This is a genomic window from Rhizobium sp. RU36D (assembly GCF_900176345.1).
In the GTDB taxonomy this organism is placed as follows: domain Bacteria; phylum Pseudomonadota; class Alphaproteobacteria; order Rhizobiales; family Rhizobiaceae; genus Allorhizobium.
Genome location: NZ_FWXU01000008.1, coordinates 138,221 through 155,723 on the forward strand (window position 1 = coordinate 138,221; position 17,503 = coordinate 155,723).

Annotated in this window: 16 protein-coding genes; 3 read left to right on the forward strand and 13 right to left on the reverse strand. The window is 63.2% G+C overall.

All coding sequences use genetic code 11. The features are described 5' to 3' along the window. Nucleotides 1-74: 74 nt before the first annotated feature. The 7 genes from B9A97_RS12495 to B9A97_RS12525 form a co-directional block, all read right to left on the reverse strand. Nucleotides 75-794: an ABC transporter ATP-binding protein gene (locus B9A97_RS12495; protein ID WP_084365671.1), complete on the reverse strand. Its 720-nt coding sequence runs from the start codon at nt 792-794 to the stop codon at nt 75-77. Further along, a complete protein-coding gene (locus B9A97_RS12500) occupies nt 791-2,563 on the reverse strand; it encodes a branched-chain amino acid ABC transporter ATP-binding protein/permease (protein ID WP_084365672.1) in 1,773 nt (590 codons plus the stop codon). The genes B9A97_RS12495 and B9A97_RS12500 overlap by 4 nt, the downstream gene beginning before the upstream one ends. Before the next feature lie 2 nt (nt 2,564-2,565). Next, nucleotides 2,566-3,600 carry a branched-chain amino acid ABC transporter permease gene (locus tag B9A97_RS12505; protein WP_084365779.1) on the reverse strand — a complete coding sequence of 345 codons (1,035 nt, stop codon included), beginning with the start codon at nt 3,598-3,600 and terminating at the stop codon, nt 2,566-2,568. 83 nt (nt 3,601-3,683) lie between these two features. Continuing rightward, complete coding sequence (locus B9A97_RS12510) at nt 3,684-4,826, reverse strand: ABC transporter substrate-binding protein (RefSeq protein WP_084365673.1); 1,143 nt, start codon at nt 4,824-4,826, stop codon at nt 3,684-3,686. Between the two features lie 72 nt (nt 4,827-4,898). Next, on the reverse strand, nt 4,899-6,500 hold the full coding sequence (locus B9A97_RS12515) for an acyl-CoA dehydrogenase family protein (protein ID WP_244564198.1): 1,602 nt from the start codon (nt 6,498-6,500) through the stop codon (nt 4,899-4,901). 4 nt (nt 6,501-6,504) lie between these two features. Then, a complete protein-coding gene (locus B9A97_RS12520) occupies nt 6,505-7,266 on the reverse strand; it encodes an SDR family NAD(P)-dependent oxidoreductase (protein WP_084365675.1) in 762 nt (253 codons plus the stop codon). Continuing rightward, nucleotides 7,263-9,116 (reverse strand): feruloyl-CoA synthase, encoded by a 1,854-nt coding sequence (locus tag B9A97_RS12525; protein ID WP_084365676.1) that lies wholly within the window; start codon nt 9,114-9,116, stop codon nt 7,263-7,265. The genes B9A97_RS12520 and B9A97_RS12525 overlap by 4 nt, the downstream gene beginning before the upstream one ends. Before the next feature lie 143 nt (nt 9,117-9,259). On the opposite strand from B9A97_RS12525, the gene B9A97_RS12530 reads away from it, so the two are divergent. The 3 genes from B9A97_RS12530 to B9A97_RS12540 are packed head-to-tail and all read left to right on the forward strand — an operon-like array spanning nt 9,260 to nt 11,404. Continuing rightward, nucleotides 9,260-10,054, forward strand: coding sequence for a crotonase/enoyl-CoA hydratase family protein (locus tag B9A97_RS12530; RefSeq protein ID WP_084365677.1), 795 nt, complete (start codon nt 9,260-9,262; stop codon nt 10,052-10,054). 10 nt (nt 10,055-10,064) lie between these two features. Further along, nucleotides 10,065-10,532 carry a MarR family winged helix-turn-helix transcriptional regulator gene (locus B9A97_RS12535; protein WP_084365678.1) on the forward strand — a complete coding sequence of 156 codons (468 nt, stop codon included), beginning with the start codon at nt 10,065-10,067 and terminating at the stop codon, nt 10,530-10,532. Next, the gene (locus B9A97_RS12540) at nt 10,529-11,404 is read left to right on the forward strand and encodes an amidohydrolase family protein (RefSeq protein ID WP_084365679.1); all 876 of its coding nucleotides are present in this window, start codon (nt 10,529-10,531) and stop codon (nt 11,402-11,404) included. The genes B9A97_RS12535 and B9A97_RS12540 overlap by 4 nt, the downstream gene beginning before the upstream one ends. Before the next feature lie 24 nt (nt 11,405-11,428). Here B9A97_RS12540 and mnhG read toward each other — a convergent pair whose 3' ends face one another. The 6 genes from mnhG to B9A97_RS12570 are packed head-to-tail and all read right to left on the reverse strand — an operon-like array spanning nt 11,429 to nt 17,423. Continuing rightward, complete coding sequence (mnhG, locus tag B9A97_RS12545; protein WP_084365680.1) at nt 11,429-11,785, reverse strand: monovalent cation/H(+) antiporter subunit G; 357 nt, start codon at nt 11,783-11,785, stop codon at nt 11,429-11,431. Continuing rightward, entirely contained in the window at nt 11,782-12,063 is a 282-nt protein-coding gene (locus tag B9A97_RS12550; protein WP_084365681.1) for a K+/H+ antiporter subunit F, read from the reverse strand. The genes mnhG and B9A97_RS12550 overlap by 4 nt, the downstream gene beginning before the upstream one ends. Continuing rightward, the gene (locus B9A97_RS12555; RefSeq protein WP_084365682.1) at nt 12,060-12,536 is read right to left on the reverse strand and encodes a Na+/H+ antiporter subunit E; all 477 of its coding nucleotides are present in this window, start codon (nt 12,534-12,536) and stop codon (nt 12,060-12,062) included. Before B9A97_RS12555 ends, B9A97_RS12550 begins: the two co-directional genes overlap by 4 nt. Then, on the reverse strand, nt 12,533-14,167 hold the full coding sequence (locus B9A97_RS12560; protein WP_084365683.1) for a monovalent cation/H+ antiporter subunit D: 1,635 nt from the start codon (nt 14,165-14,167) through the stop codon (nt 12,533-12,535). The genes B9A97_RS12555 and B9A97_RS12560 overlap by 4 nt, the downstream gene beginning before the upstream one ends. Further along, nucleotides 14,164-14,502 carry a Na+/H+ antiporter subunit C gene (locus B9A97_RS12565; protein ID WP_084365684.1) on the reverse strand — a complete coding sequence of 113 codons (339 nt, stop codon included), beginning with the start codon at nt 14,500-14,502 and terminating at the stop codon, nt 14,164-14,166. Before B9A97_RS12565 ends, B9A97_RS12560 begins: the two co-directional genes overlap by 4 nt. Further along, complete coding sequence (locus B9A97_RS12570) at nt 14,502-17,423, reverse strand: monovalent cation/H+ antiporter subunit A (protein WP_348532394.1); 2,922 nt, start codon at nt 17,421-17,423, stop codon at nt 14,502-14,504. The genes B9A97_RS12565 and B9A97_RS12570 overlap by 1 nt, the downstream gene beginning before the upstream one ends. Nucleotides 17,424-17,503: the final 80 nt, after the last annotated feature.

The window sequence follows — 17,503 nt, forward strand, 5'->3', positions numbered from 1 at the left end:
AAGGCCGGCGTTATGCTTTGAGTAGGTTGTTATCTGTGTACGGAAGGGTCTCTCGTCGTGCCTGTCCGCAGCGGTCAATGCCCGCCGCTATTGCCGAGATAGCTTTCCATCAGTGCGGGATCCACGGCCAGGTCGGCGGCGCGGCCGGAGCGGCGGACCTCGCCGAGTTCCACCAGATAGCCCTCGTCGGCGATTTCCAGGGCAGCGCGGGCGTTCTGCTCTACCAGCAGGATGGAAACGCCGGTCTGCCGGAGTTCGGAGACGATCCGCAGGATATCGGCAACGATCAGCGGCGCCAGGCCGAGGCTCGGCTCGTCCAGCAGCAACAGCCGCGGCCGGCTCATCAGGGCGCGTGCCAGCGCCAGCATCTGCCTCTCACCGCCCGAAAGCGTACCGGCCAGTTGCTTGCGCCGCTCGGCAAGCCGGGGAAAGCGGCCATAGACCTGGGCGCGCGTTTCCGCCCGTTCGGCACCGGTGCGCAGGAAGCCGCCAAGCTCGACATTGTCCTCGACCGTCATGGAGCCGAACAATTCGCGCCGCTCGGGAACGAGGCAGACGCCCGCCGCCACACGACCTTCCAGCGTCAACGGCACCGGCGCGCCATCGAAATAGATCTCGCCTTGGGACGGCACCACGCCCATGATGGCGTTGAGCAAGGTGGTCTTGCCCGCGCCATTGGCGCCGATGACGGTGACGATGCTGCCGGCCTTCATGGTGAGCGAGATGCCGTGGACCACCTGGGCCCGTCCGTAGGAGACCTTGAGGTCCCTGATATCGAGCAGGTTTTCGCTCACGCCGCGCTCCCCAGATAGGCCGCGATGACGGCCGGGTGTTTTCTGACATCCGCCGGCTTGCCCTCGGCGATCAGGGTGCCGAAGTCGAGCACGACGAGATGATCGACCAGCCCCATGATGAAGCCCATGTCATGCTCCACCAGGAGAACACTCACGCCTTCCGACCGCAGCTTCTTCAGGAGATTGGCCAGTTCCTGCTTTTCGCCGTGGCGCAGGCCGGCTGCGGGTTCATCGAGCAGCAGGAAGGCGGGATCGAGGCACAGCGCGCGGGCAATTTCCAGGATGCGGATCTGGCCGAGGGCGAGATCACCCGCCGGCCGGTGCTTGTGGGCGCCGAGCCCAACCCGGTCCAGCTGATAGGCGGCTTCGGCCAGCAGGGCGGCCTCTTCCTTGCGCTCCAGCCGCAGGAAGCTGCGCAGCACCCCGGCGTCGCCACGCAGATGTGCCCCGAGCGCCACGTTTTCCAGGACCGACATGGTCGGCAGGATCTTGGCGTGCTGGAAGGTGCGGGCGATGCCGCGCTGTGCGATCAGCCGCGGGTTCATGCCGGTCAAGGCTTCCCCGGCATAGGTGACGCTGCCGCCGGACAGGCCGAGAATGCCGGTGATCAGGTTGAAGGTGGTGCTCTTGCCGGCGCCATTCGGGCCGATCAGGCCGACGATCTGTCCGGCCTTGACCTCGAAGCTGACGTCATTGACCGCGACCAGACCGCCGAACACCTTGCGCACGCGGTCCACCTTCAGCAGGGTCGAACCGGGTTCGGGCATGGCACGCCGTTCCAGTCCCGCACCATCGGCGCTGACGTCCCGCGGCGGGCGGCCGGGCAGATAGCGCGCCAGGAGCGGCCAGAGCCCGTCCCGGGAGACCTGTAGGATGGCGACCAGCAGGAAGCCGAAGACGATCATTTCGAAATTGGCGGTGGTGTCCAGCAGATGCGGCAGCGTGCGCTCCAGGATCTCCTTGAGGATCAACACCACGCCCGCGCCGAAGATAGCGCCCCAGACATGGCCGGAGCCGCCGACGACAGCCATCAACATATAGGTGATGCCCATATCCAGGCCGAAGGGCGATGGGTTCACGGCGCGCTGCATATGGGCAAAAAGCCAGCCAGAGAGAGCGGCGACCACGGCGGCGAAGACGAACACGATAAGCTTCGCGCGCTTGATATTGACGCCGAAGGCCTCGGCCGCCTGGGCGCCGCCGCGCAAAGCCCTGATACCGCGTCCGACGCGGCTATCAAGCAGGTTCTGGGCGCCGATCGCGGTGGCGATCACGAAGCCCCAGATGACGTAGTAGATGGAATCGCTGCTCATCAGTTGCTGGCCGCCGATCGACAGCGGCGGAATGCCCGATATGCCGTCGTAGCGGCCGAGCATCTCGATGCGGCCGAAGAGATAGTTGATCGCCAACCCCCAGGCGATGGTGCCGAGCGGCAGATAGTGGCCCGAGAGCCGGACGGTCATCAGCCCCAGCGGCACCGCCACGACTGCGCCGACGACAAGGGCGATCGGCAGCGACAGCCATGGGGAAAAACCGTAGGCCGTGGTCAGGACAGCGGATGTATAGGCGCCGAAGCCGCAAAAGGCCGCCTGACCGAAGGAGGTCATGCCACCGACGCCTGTCAGCAGCACCAGACCGATCGCCACCAGTGCGGCGAGGCCGATATTGTTTGCCAGCGTGATCCAGAACGGCGGCACCGGAAGGAGCGGCAAAGCGGCGATCACCAGAAGGGCGATGGCGCCGGGAACGATATGCTTGCCAAAGGCCATGGTCATTCCTCCTCGTGATGACCCGCACCGAGCGAGAGCCATATCAACACGGGTACGATGAGGCCAAACACGATGACTTCCTTGTAATTGCTGGCGAAGAACGAGGCGAAGGATTCGACCATGCCGACGCCGATGGCGGCAATCGCGGTGACGGGGAAGCTGCCCATGCCACCGAGGATCGCAGCGACGAAGCCCTTGAGGCCGATCAGGAAGCCGGTGTCATAGTAGATCGTCGTGATCGGCCCGAGCAGCACGCCCGAGATGGCAGCGATGGTGGCGGCCAGAACGAAGGCCGTGACGCCCGTCAGCTGGGTGCGCACGCCGACCAGCCGAGCTCCCAGTCGGTTGACGGCGGTTGCCTTCAGCGCCTTCCCGAGCAGGGTCTTTTCGACAAAGATATAAAGACCGATCATGATGAGGATCGTGGTGAGGTAGATGAAGATGCTCTGTGCCGTGACCAGCAGCGGCCCGACCGTGAAGCTGCCATCATGCAGCGGCGCGGCGCGCAGGCCTTCCGGTCCGAAAAAGATGAGACCCAGGCCCAGCATGGCCAGGTGCACGCCAACAGAGGTGATCAGCAGAACGAGGACCGTGGCATCTGCCAGCGGCCGATAGGCGATGCGGTAGACGTAAAAGCCCATGGGCGCGATGATGATGACGGTGATCAGGGCTCGGATGACGCTCGGCAATTGCAGCGGCGCCAGGAAAAGGACCGCAACATAGATTGCGAGCGGCAGACCGATATCGATGGCGGCGTGGCGCAGCAGCGACGCGAGTTGTGGCGTGCGGCGCCAGGACCAGAGGTCGAACAGGAAGGCGAGCGCTCCGAAAAACAGGAGCAGCTTGGGCGTTCCCGGCATATTGCCGGTGTCAAGAATCGCCAGCGTCAGGGCGCCATAGGCGACGAATTCGCCCTGAGGAATGAAGATCACGCGCGTGACCGCAAAGACCAGGACGATGGCAAGGCCCAGCAGCGCGTAGACCGCACCATTGGTCAGGCCATCCTGGATTAGGAACGTCGCTATGGTCGCGTCCAAGAGCATTCCTCTGATGAAATACGGGTGATGGATTGGGAAGAGAGGGAGGATCCGCCCGATGGACGGACCCTCTTTTGCAGATCTCAGTCCTTGACGAGCTGGAACTTGCCGTCCTTGGCCGTCAGCAGCACGGCGCCGCGTTCGTCGAGGCCGTAGTGATCGGTCGGCGAAAACTGGAACACGCCGTGGGTGGCATTGTAGGGACCGCTGGATTCGATGGCGTCACGCAGGGCGGTGCGGAACTCTGTTGTGCCGGGCTTGGCCTTGGCGAGGGCGACCGGAACCGCCTTCTGGAGGATCACCATCGCATCCCAGACATGCGAGCCGAACTGGGTGCGGGTATTGGGACCGAACTTGCCTTCATAGGCCTTGAGATAGGCAAGCCCCTCGGCCTTGGTCGGAGAATCATCCGGCTGGTCTTCGGCCACCATGATCGGACCCGACGAGAAGACCGTGTTCTCGACGGCCTTGCCGGCGATGCGCAGGAACTCGAAGGTCACCGCACCGGACACCACATAGACCGGACCGGTGAAGCCGCGCTCGCGGACACCGATCTGCGGCAGGGCGGCACCCGTGCCGGAAGCGCCGATGAAGACGGCATCCGGCTTGGCAGCGAGCGCCTTCAGCACCTGGCCTGACACGGAGGTGTCGGCGCGGGCATAGCGCTCGTCGGCCACCACTTCCAGGCCGAAGTCCTTGCCGGTCTTGGTCAGCTCATCCACCCATTGCTGGCCGTAGGAGTCTGCAAAACCGATGAAGGAAACGCGCTTGACGCCATCCTTCTGCATGCGGGTGAACATCTTCTTCGCCAGCACGGTGGAGAACTGCGGCAGGACGAAGTTCCATTCCTTCACGGCCGTCGGCGGGATCGGCGAGATGGCGAAATGCGGAACCTTCGCTTCGTTGGCAACGCCGGCGGCGGCGATGGCAGCCGGGGTCAGCGCCGAGCCCATCAGGACGTCGACCTTGTCGTCATTGGCAAAGCGGCGGGCGTTTGTGGTCGCCTTGGCCGGATCGCCCGCATCATCGAGAATGATGACGTTGAGCTTTTCGCCTGCAATCTCGGTCGGCCACAGCTCGATCGAGTTCTTCAGCGGAATGCCCAGTGCCGCACCCGGACCCGTGGTCGGGATCGTCACGCCGATGGTGATATCGGCCAGTGCCGTGCTTGCCATCAATGTCAGGCCAAGCGCAGACGCCGCCCAGAATTTCATGCGATTCATCATGTCTTCCTCCCAAAAGAGACGGGACCGTCTGATACGGCGCCGCCAGATTGAATCTCTTGCCTTACTCCCTCATCAGGCCGCTGCTTCCTCTGCAGCGGCCGTCTGCGATCCCGTCTTCGCGACCCTCACGGCCATCCAGGCGGAAAATGCCTTCCATGCTGCGCGCAGATAGGCGTCGGCGCGGTAGAGCGCCTTGTCGGGCTCTGCCTGCATCGCCATCATGTCAGCACTCAGCTTTTCGAAATCCGCCAGCACCTGAAGCGCCACGTCAGCCTCGGCGCAGCCATCGAGCCCAGGTCCTGTCAGGTCACGGCGCGCCCGGCTCAGGAAGAGATCGAGCCCCTTGCCGCCATCGCGCCACAGGCGCCGCGTCAGAAGGTCGATGGCCTGCATGCCGGTCGTGCCCTCATAGATCGTCATGACGCGGGCATCGCGAAGATACTGCTCCAGCGGCCAATCTCGCGTATAGCCCGCCCCGCCGAAGACCTGGATCGCGGCATTGGAGATGGTAAATCCGGCATCGGCGCCGAAATTCTTGATCAGCGGCAACATCCAGCCGGACAGGGCCGCCATGTCGGCACGCTCCGCCTCGCCCGTCTCCAGCCTTGCCAGGTCCATCACAGTCGCAAGCTCGAGCACCGCTGCGCGCAGGCTTTCGGTGGCCAGGCGCATCTCGTCCAACTGGCGGCGGACATCGGGATGGCGCGCAATGACGGGAGCGGGCTTGTTCGGATCGCCACCCTGGCGGCGTTCCCCGGCATATTGCTCCGCCAGGTCGACGGCAGCCGAGGCGAGACCCAGGCCCTGGCAACCGGTCTGCAGCCGCATGAGCTCGATCATGGTGAAGAGCTGCGGCAGGCCGCGACCTTCCGCGCCGAGCAGGATGCCGCGCGCATTATCAAAGCGCAGCGCGCATGTCGGCGAACCGTGAAGACCCATCTTCTCTTCGATGCGCTCGACCGTCACGCAATTGCGATCATCGCCGAAGCGGTCGGGCACGAGAAAGAGGCTTAAACCCCGAGTGCCAGGCTGGTCGTTGGTGCGGGCGAGCAGACAGTGACCAATGCGTGTCGCCATGTCGTGATCGCCAAAGGAGATCCAAATCTTCTGGCCGCTGATGCGCCATTCGCCATCGTTAAGAACCGCGCGCGTCCTCAGGCGGCCGACATCGGAGCCGGCATCGGGTTCGGAAATGCAGATCGTCGCGGCCCATTGCGCCGACGACAGTTGCTCAATCCATTCCTCTGCCACCTCGGCATCGGCAGCCTCTGCCAGCAGATGGCAGGCGGCGCGGGTGGAACCGACGGCCATCATCAAGGCCACGCAGCCGCGCTCGAACAGCGGCGCGCAGACACTCTGCAGCACGAGCGGCACGCCCTGCCCGCCGAAAGACTCGGGCACATCCATCGAGAGCCAGCCGGCTTCGCCATATCGACGGAATGCGGCGGCAAAGCCCTGGGGGGTGCGGACCCGGCCATCGACGACGCGGCAGCCCTCGCGGTCGGCACGCACATTCAACGGCGCCAGCACCGTCTCGGCAAAGCGCGCAGCCTCGTCCACGATGGCAACGACGGTCTCGTCATCGCAATCGGAGCGGAGATCCTTGACGCGCGCCCAGCCAGGGGTCGCCTTCAAAAGCTCAATCGTGCGGGCAGCCTGGCTGGCGAAGCTCATCTCGTCACCTTGGCTGCATGCGGACAGCGCCATCCAGACGGATGACCTCGCCATTGATGTATTGGTTTTCGATCAGGAAGCGCACCACGTCGGCGAACTCCTGCGGATCGCCCAGGCGGGAGGGATAGGGAATCTGTGCCGCCAGGCTCTTTTGCACCTCCTCCGGCAGGGTGTGCAGCAGGGGCGTGAGGAAAATGCCCGGCGCGACGGTGTTGACCCTTATGCCGAACCGGGCGAGTTCGCGCGCCGCCGGCAGTGCCAGGGAGACGATGCCGCCCTTGGAGGCGGCATAGGCCGCCTGCCCCACCTGCCCGTCAAATGCGGCCACGGAGGCGGTGTTGACGATGACGCCGCGGGCATGATCGGCGAGCTCGTCGGCCTTGGACATATGCTCGGCGGCCAGCCGCATCATGTTGAAGGTGCCGATCAGGTTGACGCGTATGACCTTCTCGAAATCTGTCAGCGGAAGAACCGCCTCGCGACCCAGGATGCGCCCTGCCGTGCCGATGCCGGCGCAATTGACCAGGATGCGCAGACCGTTGCCGGACTTGGCGGCGGCGGCCAGGGCATTGCCCGCCGATACTTCATCCACCACATCGCCGACATGGGCGGTGGCGCCAATCTCGCCTGCCACCTTTTCGGCGGCATCACGATTGCGGTCGAACAGATGGACCACCGCGCCACGCGCGGCCAGCATGCGCGCCACCGCTTCACCAAGGCCGGAGCCGCCACCCGTTACAAATGCGCCTGCCCCTTCGATGATCATGCCGCAAGCTCCCTGCTCGCCTTGATCACCCCGGCGACGTCGTCATAGAGCGCTTCCACCAGGTCCTTGCGATGGGCCAGCACGGCGCGCTGGTTGATCGAACCCTTGTCGGTCACCTCGCCTTTTTCGAACCGCAGCGGCTCGCGCATCAACAGCACGCGCATGACACGGGTCGCGGAACCCGTGGCGACACGCTGATGCTCGGCGAGTTTGGCGGCAAGTTTAGAGCGGACATTGGGGTGATCCATGATCTCGGCATCCGAAAGCCCGTGCGAGCCCGGAACCAGTTCACGCAAAGCCGGTATGAACGGCACAAGCAGAGCGCCCAGTTCCTCGCGGTTCTCCCCGGTGATGACTGCATCTCGGATCAATCCGCTAAACTGGTTGACGATCTGGGCTCGGAGAAGGCCGACACCGACCCAGGTTCCCGTTTGCAACTTGAAGTTCTCGGCAATGCGGCCGTCAAAATAGAAGCCCCGGCTGGGATCGCCGGCAGTGGCGAACTTCACGGTGTCGCCGATGCGGTAGAAGCCTTCCTCGTCAAAGGCGTCCGCCGTCAGCTTGGCATTGCGCCAGTATCCGGGCGTGACATTGGGACCCTTCAGCCGCAATTCGAATTTGTCCTCGATCGGCACCAGCTTGACCGTGATGCCCTGGGCGGGAATGCCGATATTGCCCGGCTTCGGCTGCTGGTCAGTGCAATAGATCGAGAAGGGTGCGGTCTCGGTGGAACCGAGGCCCGTTCCGAGGGGAAGCTGGTGGCCGAGCGTCTCTTCCGAGAGCCGCAGCAGGTCGTCCCAGGTGTGCTGCGCCATGCCGGCACCCGCATACATCAGCACCTTGAGGTCGCGGAAGAAGTTTTGACGTAGCGTCTCGTCGGCATTCATGGCCTGGATCAGCATCTCGTATCCCGCCGGCACATTGAAGTACCAGGTCGGAGAGATCTCCCGGAGATTGTCGATGGTCTGGCCGATCAGGGCCGGCGTCGGCTTGCCGCGGTCGATGTAATAGGTGCCGCCATTATAGATGACGAGGTTGAACACCTTGTTGCCGCTGGCCGTGTGGTTCCAGGGCGCCCAATCGACCACCACGGGCGGTTCATCACGGAAATAGGCGTAGCAATCCGTGACCATTTCCTGGTTGGAACAGAGCATGCGCTGGGTCTGGATGACCGCCTTAGGGGAGCCTGTCGTGCCCGACGTGAAGAGAAACTTCGCAACGGTATCCGGCCCCACGGCGTCGAAGGCGCGGTCCACTGATGATGTCGGCTCGGTCGCCAGCACGTCGTCGAAGGTGAAGCAGGTCGCGCGACCGGCCGGCAGGTTGCTGACGGCGACGAAGGGCGTGCCGTCGGCGAACACCTCGGCCAGCGCCCGCGTCATGGGTGCCGCATCCTCGGCGAAGACCAGGCCGGGGGTGATCTGATTGCTGATATCGCCCAGCTTTCCCAAATCGTTTGATGTGGCATAAGCCGGCGCAACGGCCGCCGAGGGAATGCCGACATGCTGGGCGCCCAGCGCCATCAGCGCATGTTCGATGGAGTTTTCCGAGAGGATCAAGAGGGGACGATCCGGGGACAGCCCGTGATCGAGCAGGAACTGGCCGATGCGCCTGATCTTGTCGAGAGCCTGGGCATAGGTGACCTCGCGCCACGGGCCCCTGCCCTGCCGATCGGCCATCCATACCCTGTCGGGCGCGACACCTGCCCAGTGAACCAGGCGCTCGTTGATCTTGTCGGGATAGGCGCCAAGGGGATCGTTGCGCCAGACGATATACTCGCCGTTGTCGCGCACCTCCCAGGCCAAGTCCGGAGACCAAAGTTTGACGCTGCGCACAGCACTCATCGTCATGACTCCTCCCAGACGTCATCACTGAATTTACGCTTTGAGCTGTCGCCAGCTCCTCCCTAAAATTTGTTTACAAAAAAACAATCGCCCTGTAAACAATCAAATTAACGACAGGACGCACCTGTGACAATTAAGGGAGGACGCATATGAGCGACGGCTCAGCCGAGGAATTCGTTACCTATGAGATGAGGGGCGAAATCGCGCATATCGGTCTCAACCGCCCGAAGAAGCGCAACGCCATCAGCGACAGGTTTGTCGAAGGCATTGCCGCAGCAGTCGCCAGGGCGGAAGGCGAAGCCAAGGCGGTCGTGCTGTTTGGCCATGGCGACCATTTCTGCGCCGGTCTTGATCTTGCCGAACACGTCAAGAAGTCCGCAATCGAGGGTGTGCGCGGCTCGCGCCGCTGGCACCAGGTGTTTTCCGGCATCGAACACGGCACCATTCCGTGGTTCTCGGCCCTGCATGGCGCCGTGGTCGGCGGCGGCCTGGAACTGGCGGCATCGACCCATGTGCGGGTCGCGGATGAAACCGCCTTCTTCGCCCTGCCTGAGGGCCAGCGCGGCATCTTCGTCGGCGGCGGCGGCTCGGTGCGCGTCGCACGGCTCACCGGCGTCGCGCGCATGACCGACATGATGCTGACCGGCCGCGTTGCCTCCGTTGCCGATGCAGAGCGCTGGAACATGGTGCAATATGTCGTGCCCGCCGGAACGGCTCGCGAAAAGGCTCATGAACTGGCCCTCACCGCGGCCTCCAATGCCTCGCTTTCCAACTACGCCGTGCTGAACGCCCTGCCGCGGATCCAGGACATGGCCAAGGAAGACGGTCTCTTCGTCGAATCCTTCATCTCGTCCTTCACCGCGACCAGCCCGGAAGCCGAAGAGCGGCTTCAGGCCTTCCTCGACAAACGTGCTGCACGCCTGAAGGCACCGGGCGCAAACTAGGGAGGAGCGCATGGACTTCTCCGTCCGCAACGTCGATCAGGTCGATGTCGGAGCACTTGCCGGTTCCCTGGGTTTTCTTTTGCGCCTGGGGCAGTTGAAGGCCTTCGACGACTTCTATTCTGAGAACGGACCTCGGGGCCTGAAGCCCGGTGAATTCTCGGTGCTGTGGGTGATTTCCTGCAATCCGGGCATTCGCCAGAGCGCACTCGGCCAGCGGCTGATGATCAAGCGCGCCCATATGACCAAGCTGATCCGCGGCTTCGAGGATCAGGGGCTCGTTTCGCGCGCCATTCCCGACTCCGACCGTCGCGCCGTCGAGTTGACCCTGACGGCGACTGGGCGCGAGGCTGTCAAGGCGGTGGCCGAGACCTTCTTTACCTATGAGGAAACGACCGGCGCACCGCTCAGCAAGCCGGAACTGCGCCAGTTGATCGCGCTTTTGCAGAAATATGTTGGTCTGGAGGAGACTGGCCCATGAACATGGACGAAATCGTCGCCATCGATATCCACACCCATGCCGAGGAGCCGTGCGGCTGCCAGCGGGATGATGGCTATCATGACTTCCAGGCCGGCATGGCCCGCTATTTCAAGAATCCGGCGGGCACGCAGGGCATGCTGCCCACGGTTCAGGAAACCGCTGTCTACTACCGCGAGCGCAAGATCGCCTGCGTCATCTTCCCGGTCGATGCCGAGCGCGAGACCGGATTTCGGCGCTACGAGAACGAGGAAGTCGCCAAGATCGCCGCTGAAAACAGCGACATCATGATTCCCTTCGCGTCCATCGATCCGGCCAAGGGCCGGGTCGGCGCACGCGAAGCCCGGCGTCTGGTGCGCGAGTTCGGGGTCAAGGGCTTCAAGTTCCACCCGACCATGCAGGGTTTCTACCCTAACGACCGCAACGCCTATCCGCTCTACGAGGCGATTGCCGAGGAAGGTGCAATCACGCTGTTCCACACCGGGCAGACCGGCGTGGGCGCCGGCATGCGCGGCGGCATGAACATGCGGCTGAAGTTTTCAAACCCGATGTATCTGGATGACGTGGCGGCCGACTTTCCCGACATGCCGATCATCCTTGCTCATCCCTCCTTCCCCTGGCAGGAAGAGGCGCTGGCGGTCGCGACCCACAAGCCGAATGTCTATATCGACCTCTCCGGCTGGTCGCCCAAATATTTCCCGCAGATCCTGATCCAGTATGCCAATACCATGCTGCGCAAGAAGATGCTGTTCGGCTCCGACTGGCCGGCGATCACGCCGGATCGGTGGATGAAGGATTTCGAGACGATCGGCATCCGCGACGAGGTCCGCCCGCTGATCCTGAAAGACAATGCCCGGGCCCTGCTGAAACTCTGAACGTCACCAGGGTCTGGCCCACTCTTAAACCGGTGGGCCGTCCTGCGGCACCGTCTTGTTTTCTTCGGCGCGATCACGATGCAGCGCCGCACGCGCCAGCAGGATGAGCGTGACGGGTGTCGTCAGCGTGATGAAGACACCGATCAGGATCTCATGCAGCACCGGCCGGGAGCCCACCACCGAAAAATACAAGATCGAGGCCAGCATGATGGCGCCCACGCCCCAGCTGGTGCCGAGCGTCGGCGCGTGAATGCGCTCGTAAAAGGTTGGCAGGCGAAGCAGGCCAATGGCCCCAAGCAGCGTCAGGCCGGCACCGAGCAGCATTAGCAGTGAAATCGGGATGACGATCCAAAGCGGCAGGTCTGAAACAGGAATGCTCATTCGATGACCTCCCCGCGCATGAGGAATTTGGCCAGCGCTACGGTGGCCACGAAGCCGAGCATGCCGATCACCAGGGCAGCCTCGAAATAGATCGTGCGCCCGCTGCCGATGCCGAATGTGACGAGAAGCAGCATGGCGATGACATAGACCGCGTCGAGAGCGACGATGCGGTCCTGGGCGCGCGGCCCGATGAAGATGCGCACCGAGGCGACCGCCATCGCGATCGCCAGAATGAGTTTGGTCACGGAAACGGCCATGAAAAGGATGATCGCGCTCATTCGATGATCTCCAGCAAAAGGCTTTCGTATCGCTCCTTGATGGTGCGCACCCAGGTTTCCTCATCGATGAGGTCAAGAACATGGATCAGCACCATCTTCCTGCGGCTGTCATAGGCGAGCCAGGCAGAGCCGGGCGTGCTTGTCAGGATCACCGCCATGGCGGCCAGCGCCACGGGGTGCTCGATCTCCAGCGGCACATCGATGAAGCGGGCGACATGCGGCTTGCGCTTTCCCCTGATGATCAGCAGCGCCACGGCCGCATTGGACCTGATAATGTCTGCCATGACCCGGAAGAACAGCTTGGGCAGCAGATGCCATTTGCGGATGCGGGGTTTAGCGGGCCTCAGCGCGGCCAGCGCCCAGCCACCGAAGACCGCAATGATGAAACCGAGAATAAGGTGGCCCAGGGTAAAATCGTTCAGCAACAGCCACATCAGCAGCAGGCAAGCCGAGAGCAGCGGGAAGGGCATCATGGCGCGCCTCCCTGACCGGTTTGGGGCGCCGGCTCCCATCCTTGGATGACGAGAGCCTGCCGTACCGCGTCGATATAGCTTTCGGGGGTCCCGAGCGTACGGATGGTCTGGTCCATATAGACCATGACAGGACCTGCCTCGAAGGTCAGCAGCAGCGTCAGCGACAGCAGAAAGATGATCGGCACGATTTCCACCACGAAAACGCGGGGGACAGTGCCTTCAAGCGAGCCCCAGAAGGTGCGGATGCCCACGCGTGTCATGGCGATCAGCGCAGCGATGCCGGAGAGAATAACGAGCACGATCAGCGCCCAGACCGCCATATCGGGCGTCGATCCGATCGATCCCGTTCCCATCATCGCCGAGAGCATGGCGAATTTGGCAATGAAGCCGGAGAGCGGCGGCAGGCCGGACAGGAGGATACCGCAGGCGGCGAAGCAGATGCCGAGGATCGCCATGGTGCCGGGGATCGTCACCCCCTCTTCCTGCGCGACATCGTGCTCTTCGCCGTCGCCATAGGCCTCCATGGTCACCGCCAAGACGTTGGCGCCGGCATCCTGGCCGCGCTCCACCAGTTCGATCAGCATGAAGAAGGCACTGATTGTCAGGGTGGAGCTGACGAGATAAAGCAACGCGCCTGAGGAGACGATGCCGTCCTTGATGCCGAGCACCATCATCAACGTGCCGGAGGACACAAGCACCGAGTAACTTGCCAGCCTCCCGAGCGCCTGGGACGCAAGCACGCCGATCGTACCGAAGATCAGCGTTGCCATGCCGCCGATCAGCAGCACGTCAGCGCCGAAGCCGGCCGATGGGCCCTCCCCGAACAGCAGCATCGTCAGGCGCAGGATGACATAGATGCCGACCTTGCTGAGGATGGCGAACATGCCGGCGACGGGCGAGGATGCGGCGCTATAGGCGGCGGGCATCCAGAAGCAGAGCGGCCACATGCCGACCTTGATGAGGAAGGCCACGCCGAGGACCGCCGCGCCGGCTTCCATCAGCATCAGCCGGTCCGGCTCAAGCTCAGGCATGCGGACGGCAAGATCGGCCATGTTGAGGGTACCGGCCGTGCCGTAGATCAGGCTGACGCCGATCAGGAAGAACAGCGCGCCAACGAGGTTGACCGCGATGTAATGCAGCCCAGCCTTGACCCGCAGCGTTCCAGTCCCGTGCAGGAGCAGGCCATAGGATGCGGCCAGCATGATTTCGAAGAAGACGAAGAGATTGAACAGGTCACCCGTCAGGACGGCACCATTGACGCCGACCAGCAGCAACTGGAACAGGCTGTGATAATGCGTGCCAACGGCATGCCATTTGGCCAGAGAAAAGACCAGTGCGGCCACCGCCAGCAGCGAGGCCAGCAGCAACATCAGAGCCGAGAGACCGTCTATCACCAGCACAATACCGAATGGTGCGGCCCAATTGCCGATCAGGTAGACATTGTCGAAGTCGTTTGGTCCGCTCTCGATCCGAAAGAGGATGGTCGCATTCAGCACCAGCAGCAGGATCGACGTGAAGCTGATCAACGCCTTGGCGGTGCGATTGCGCTCCTCGATGAGAAGCAGCACAGCCGCTGTCAGCATCGGGATCAGGATCGGCGTGATGATCAGATGGTGGCTCCAGGAGATCACGAGTTCTCGTTCCTCCCGTCGACATGGTCGTTGCCCGTCAGCCCGCGCGCGGCAAGCAGGACGACGAGGAAGAGCGCCGTCGTGGCAAAACCGATCACGATGGCCGTCAGCACCAGGGCTTGGGGCACCGGATCGCTCAGCGTGCTGGCGAGCACGCCGTCTTCCAGGATCGGCGGCCGGTTGCTCTTGACCCCGCCGACACCGAAGATGAACAGGTTGACCGCATAGGAGAGAAGCGAAAGCCCGACGATGACCTGGTAGGTGCGAGGCCTCAGGATCAGCCACACGCCGCAGGTGGTCATAACGCCGATTGCCATCGAAAGCACGATTTCCATCAGGGATCCTCCCCCTTGGCAGCTTCGATGGCCCTGAGGCGATTGATGCGGATCGACTGGTGCGCAAGCGCAGTGAGGATCAGCACCGTGGAGCCCACCACCAGGGAGAACACCCCGAGATCGAACAGCAGGGCGCTGGCGGCCGGCACTTTTCCGATCAGGGGCAGATCCAGGTAGCGGAAATGAGATGTGAGGAAGGGATAACCTAGCAGCCAAGCACCCATGCCGGTGGCCGCAGCGGTCAGGATGCCCACGCCCATCCAGCGCAGCGGCAGGATGCGCAGCCGGTCCTCGGCCCAACGCGTGCCACCCGCCAGATATTGCAGCAGGAAGGCGATGGACAGGGTGAGGCCGGCCGAGAAGCCGCCGCCCGGCATGTCATGGCCACGCATGAACAGGTAGATGGCAAGCGTCAGGATGACCGGGAACATCCACTGCATCAGTACCGAGGGAACGAGCAGATAGTCACGGACCATATCGCCGGGTGACCGCTCCGGCCGCTCCTCGTCGAACCGGTTCTGGATGCGCTGCTGCTCCGGCAGGCCGATGCTGTCAGCCGCAGGACGGAAACGGCGCAGCAGGGCATAGACGGTGAGGCCGACGATGCCGAGCACCGCGATTTCGCCCAGGGTATCGAAACCGCGGAAGTCGACGAGAATGACGTTGACGACATTGCGGCCGCCGCCCTCCGAATAGGCATTCTGCAGGAAATAGTTGGCGATGGCATCCGGCACGGGAATGGTCATGACCGAGAGCGACACGACGAACATGCCGACGCCGCAGCCGATCGCCAGCAGCAGGTCGCGGAAGCGGCGGAACCGGGCGCGGATCGTCATGATCTCACCCTTGTCGGGATTGCGCTTGGGCAGCCAGCGCAGGCCGAGCAGGATGAGAACCGTGGTGACGATCTCGACCAGCAGCTGGGTAATCGCGAGGTCTGGCGCCGAGAGCCAGATGAAGGTGATGCACACCGCCAGGCCAACGCCGCCGAGCATGACGAGAGCGGCCAGGCGATGGTATTTCGCCGAAACAGCCGCGCCTATGGCGAGCGCCATACCGACAAGCCATATCATCAAGAAGGCCGGGTCCATGGACGAAAAGACCAGGGGCCGACGCTCGAACCCGGCGAGATAGAGCGGGAGCAGGCCCGCGGCGAAGCCGACGGCGACGATCCAGCGCAATTGCGGCTGCAGGCTGCGCGTGCCGAGCCGGCTTTCGGCCAGACGCGCCCAGCGCCAGGACACCGTGACCAAAACCCGTTCGAAGATGCGCTGGCCGCGCAGGCGGCGAAACAGTGGCGGGCCGTCCTCGCAGCGGGAGAGATAGTCGCGCAGCAGGACGTAAAGCAAAACACCACCGGCCAGCGCCACGAAGCTCATCAGCAGGGGAATGTTGAAGCCGTGCCAGATGCTGAGGCTGTAATAGGGCGTGTTCGCGCCGAGAACACTTGTTACAGCCGTGTGCAGGAACGGGCCGATCGAAATGGCCGGGAAGATGCCGACGATCAGGCAGACGCCCACCAGGATTTCGATCGGAAAGCGCATCCAGCGCGGCGGCTCGTGCGGGTTTTCCTTTGGCAGTCCCTGGGGCGGAGGACCGAAGAACACGGCGTGGACGAAGCGCAACGAATAGGCCACGCTGAAGGCGCTGGCCAGTGTCGCGACATAGGGAAGGATGGTGTCGAGGATGGAATCCGCATGGGTTTCCACCGCCTCGGCAAAGAACATCTCCTTCGACAGGAAGCCGTTGAGCAGCGGCACGCCGGCCATCGCCGCGCTCGCGACCATGGCGAGCGTCGCAGTGGCCGGCAGGAATCGGAACAGCCCGCTCAGTCTCTGCATGTCGCGCGTGCCGGTCTCGTGGTCGATGATGCCCGCCGCCATGAACAGCGACGCCTTGAAGGTCGCGTGATTGAGCATGTGGAAGATGGCTGCGACTGTCGACAGCGGGCTGCCGAGGCTGAGCAACGTGACTATAAGGCCGAGATGGCTGATGGTCGAATAGGCAAGCAAGCCCTTGAGATCGCGCTGGAACACGGCAAAAAAGGCGCCGAGCAGCATGGTCAGCATGCCGGCAAGCCCCACCAGGAAGAACCATTCGAAGGTGCCCGCCAGCACCGGCCAGAACCGCACCAGCAGGAAGACGCCAGCCTTCACCATGGTGGCAGAATGCAGGAAGGCCGAGACCGGCGTTGGCGCGGCCATGGCATTGGGCAGCCAGAAGTGGAAGGGAAACTGCGCGCTCTTGGTCAAGGCGCCCAGGAGGATGAAGACCAGGGTCGGCAGATAGAGCTGGTGGCTCCGGATCATATCCCCGGAATCGAGAATGGTATCCACATCATAGCTGCCGACGATCTGGCCCAGCAGCAGCATGCCGATCAGCAGGCAGAAGCCGCCGATGCCGGTGATTGTCAGCGCCATGCGCGCGCCATCGCGCGCGGCAGCGCTGGAATGCCAGTAGCTGATCAGCAGGAACGAGAAGATGCTCGTCAGCTCCCAGAAGATCGACAGCAGGATCACATTGCCCGAGACGATGATGCCGAGCATGGCTCCCATGAAAGCAAGCAGGAAGGAAAAGAAGCGCGGGATCGGGTCGGCCTCACCCATGTAGTAGCGGGCATAGAGGATGACGAGAAAGCCGATCAGCGTCACCAGCATGGAGAAGATCCAGGCGAAGCCATCCATGCGGAGCGCGAAATCCAGCCCGAACTGCGGGAGCCACTCAGCCCTGAAGCGGATTACACCGCCATCGGTGACGGAGGTATAGGCGAGCGCGGTGAGAAGGATCGTCAGGACAGCGGTGGCGCCGGCGACAAAAACCGGCAGATCTCGCGAGGTCGTATTCAAAATGAACGCGCATGCGAGGCTCCCCACGAAGGGGATGACCAGAAGCAGCAGAAGCACCCAGCCGTCCGTCGTTATCCCAAGCCCAGTTCCCCCTTGATCAATAGTGGTCCGCGGAAAATGCGGACTAGAAAAACATTGAAATATGCCCTAAATGG

What these genes read in the sequence shown, in the direction of transcription:
- B9A97_RS12540 (WP_084365679.1), top strand. Translation starts at nt 10,529, where the DNA reads ATGAACATGGACGAAATCGTCGCCATCGATATCCACACCCATGCCGAG.
- B9A97_RS12565 (WP_084365684.1), bottom strand. Translation starts at nt 14,502, where the DNA reads ATGGAAATCGTGCTTTCGATGGCAATCGGCGTTATGACCACCTGCGGC.
- mnhG (WP_084365680.1), bottom strand. Translation starts at nt 11,785, where the DNA reads ATGAGCATTCCTGTTTCAGACCTGCCGCTTTGGATCGTCATCCCGATT.
- B9A97_RS12515 (WP_244564198.1), bottom strand. Translation starts at nt 6,500, where the DNA reads ATGAGCTTCGCCAGCCAGGCTGCCCGCACGATTGAGCTTTTGAAGGCG.
- B9A97_RS12525 (WP_084365676.1), bottom strand. Translation starts at nt 9,116, where the DNA reads ATGACGATGAGTGCTGTGCGCAGCGTCAAACTTTGGTCTCCGGACTTG.
- B9A97_RS12535 (WP_084365678.1), top strand. Translation starts at nt 10,065, where the DNA reads ATGGACTTCTCCGTCCGCAACGTCGATCAGGTCGATGTCGGAGCACTT.
- B9A97_RS12500 (WP_084365672.1), bottom strand. Translation starts at nt 2,563, where the DNA reads ATGGCCTTTGGCAAGCATATCGTTCCCGGCGCCATCGCCCTTCTGGTG.
- B9A97_RS12555 (WP_084365682.1), bottom strand. Translation starts at nt 12,536, where the DNA reads ATGATGCCCTTCCCGCTGCTCTCGGCTTGCCTGCTGCTGATGTGGCTG.
- B9A97_RS12530 (WP_084365677.1), top strand. Translation starts at nt 9,260, where the DNA reads ATGAGCGACGGCTCAGCCGAGGAATTCGTTACCTATGAGATGAGGGGC.
- B9A97_RS12550 (WP_084365681.1), bottom strand. Translation starts at nt 12,063, where the DNA reads ATGAGCGCGATCATCCTTTTCATGGCCGTTTCCGTGACCAAACTCATT.
- B9A97_RS12510 (WP_084365673.1), bottom strand. Translation starts at nt 4,826, where the DNA reads ATGATGAATCGCATGAAATTCTGGGCGGCGTCTGCGCTTGGCCTGACA.
- B9A97_RS12520 (WP_084365675.1), bottom strand. Translation starts at nt 7,266, where the DNA reads ATGATCATCGAAGGGGCAGGCGCATTTGTAACGGGTGGCGGCTCCGGC.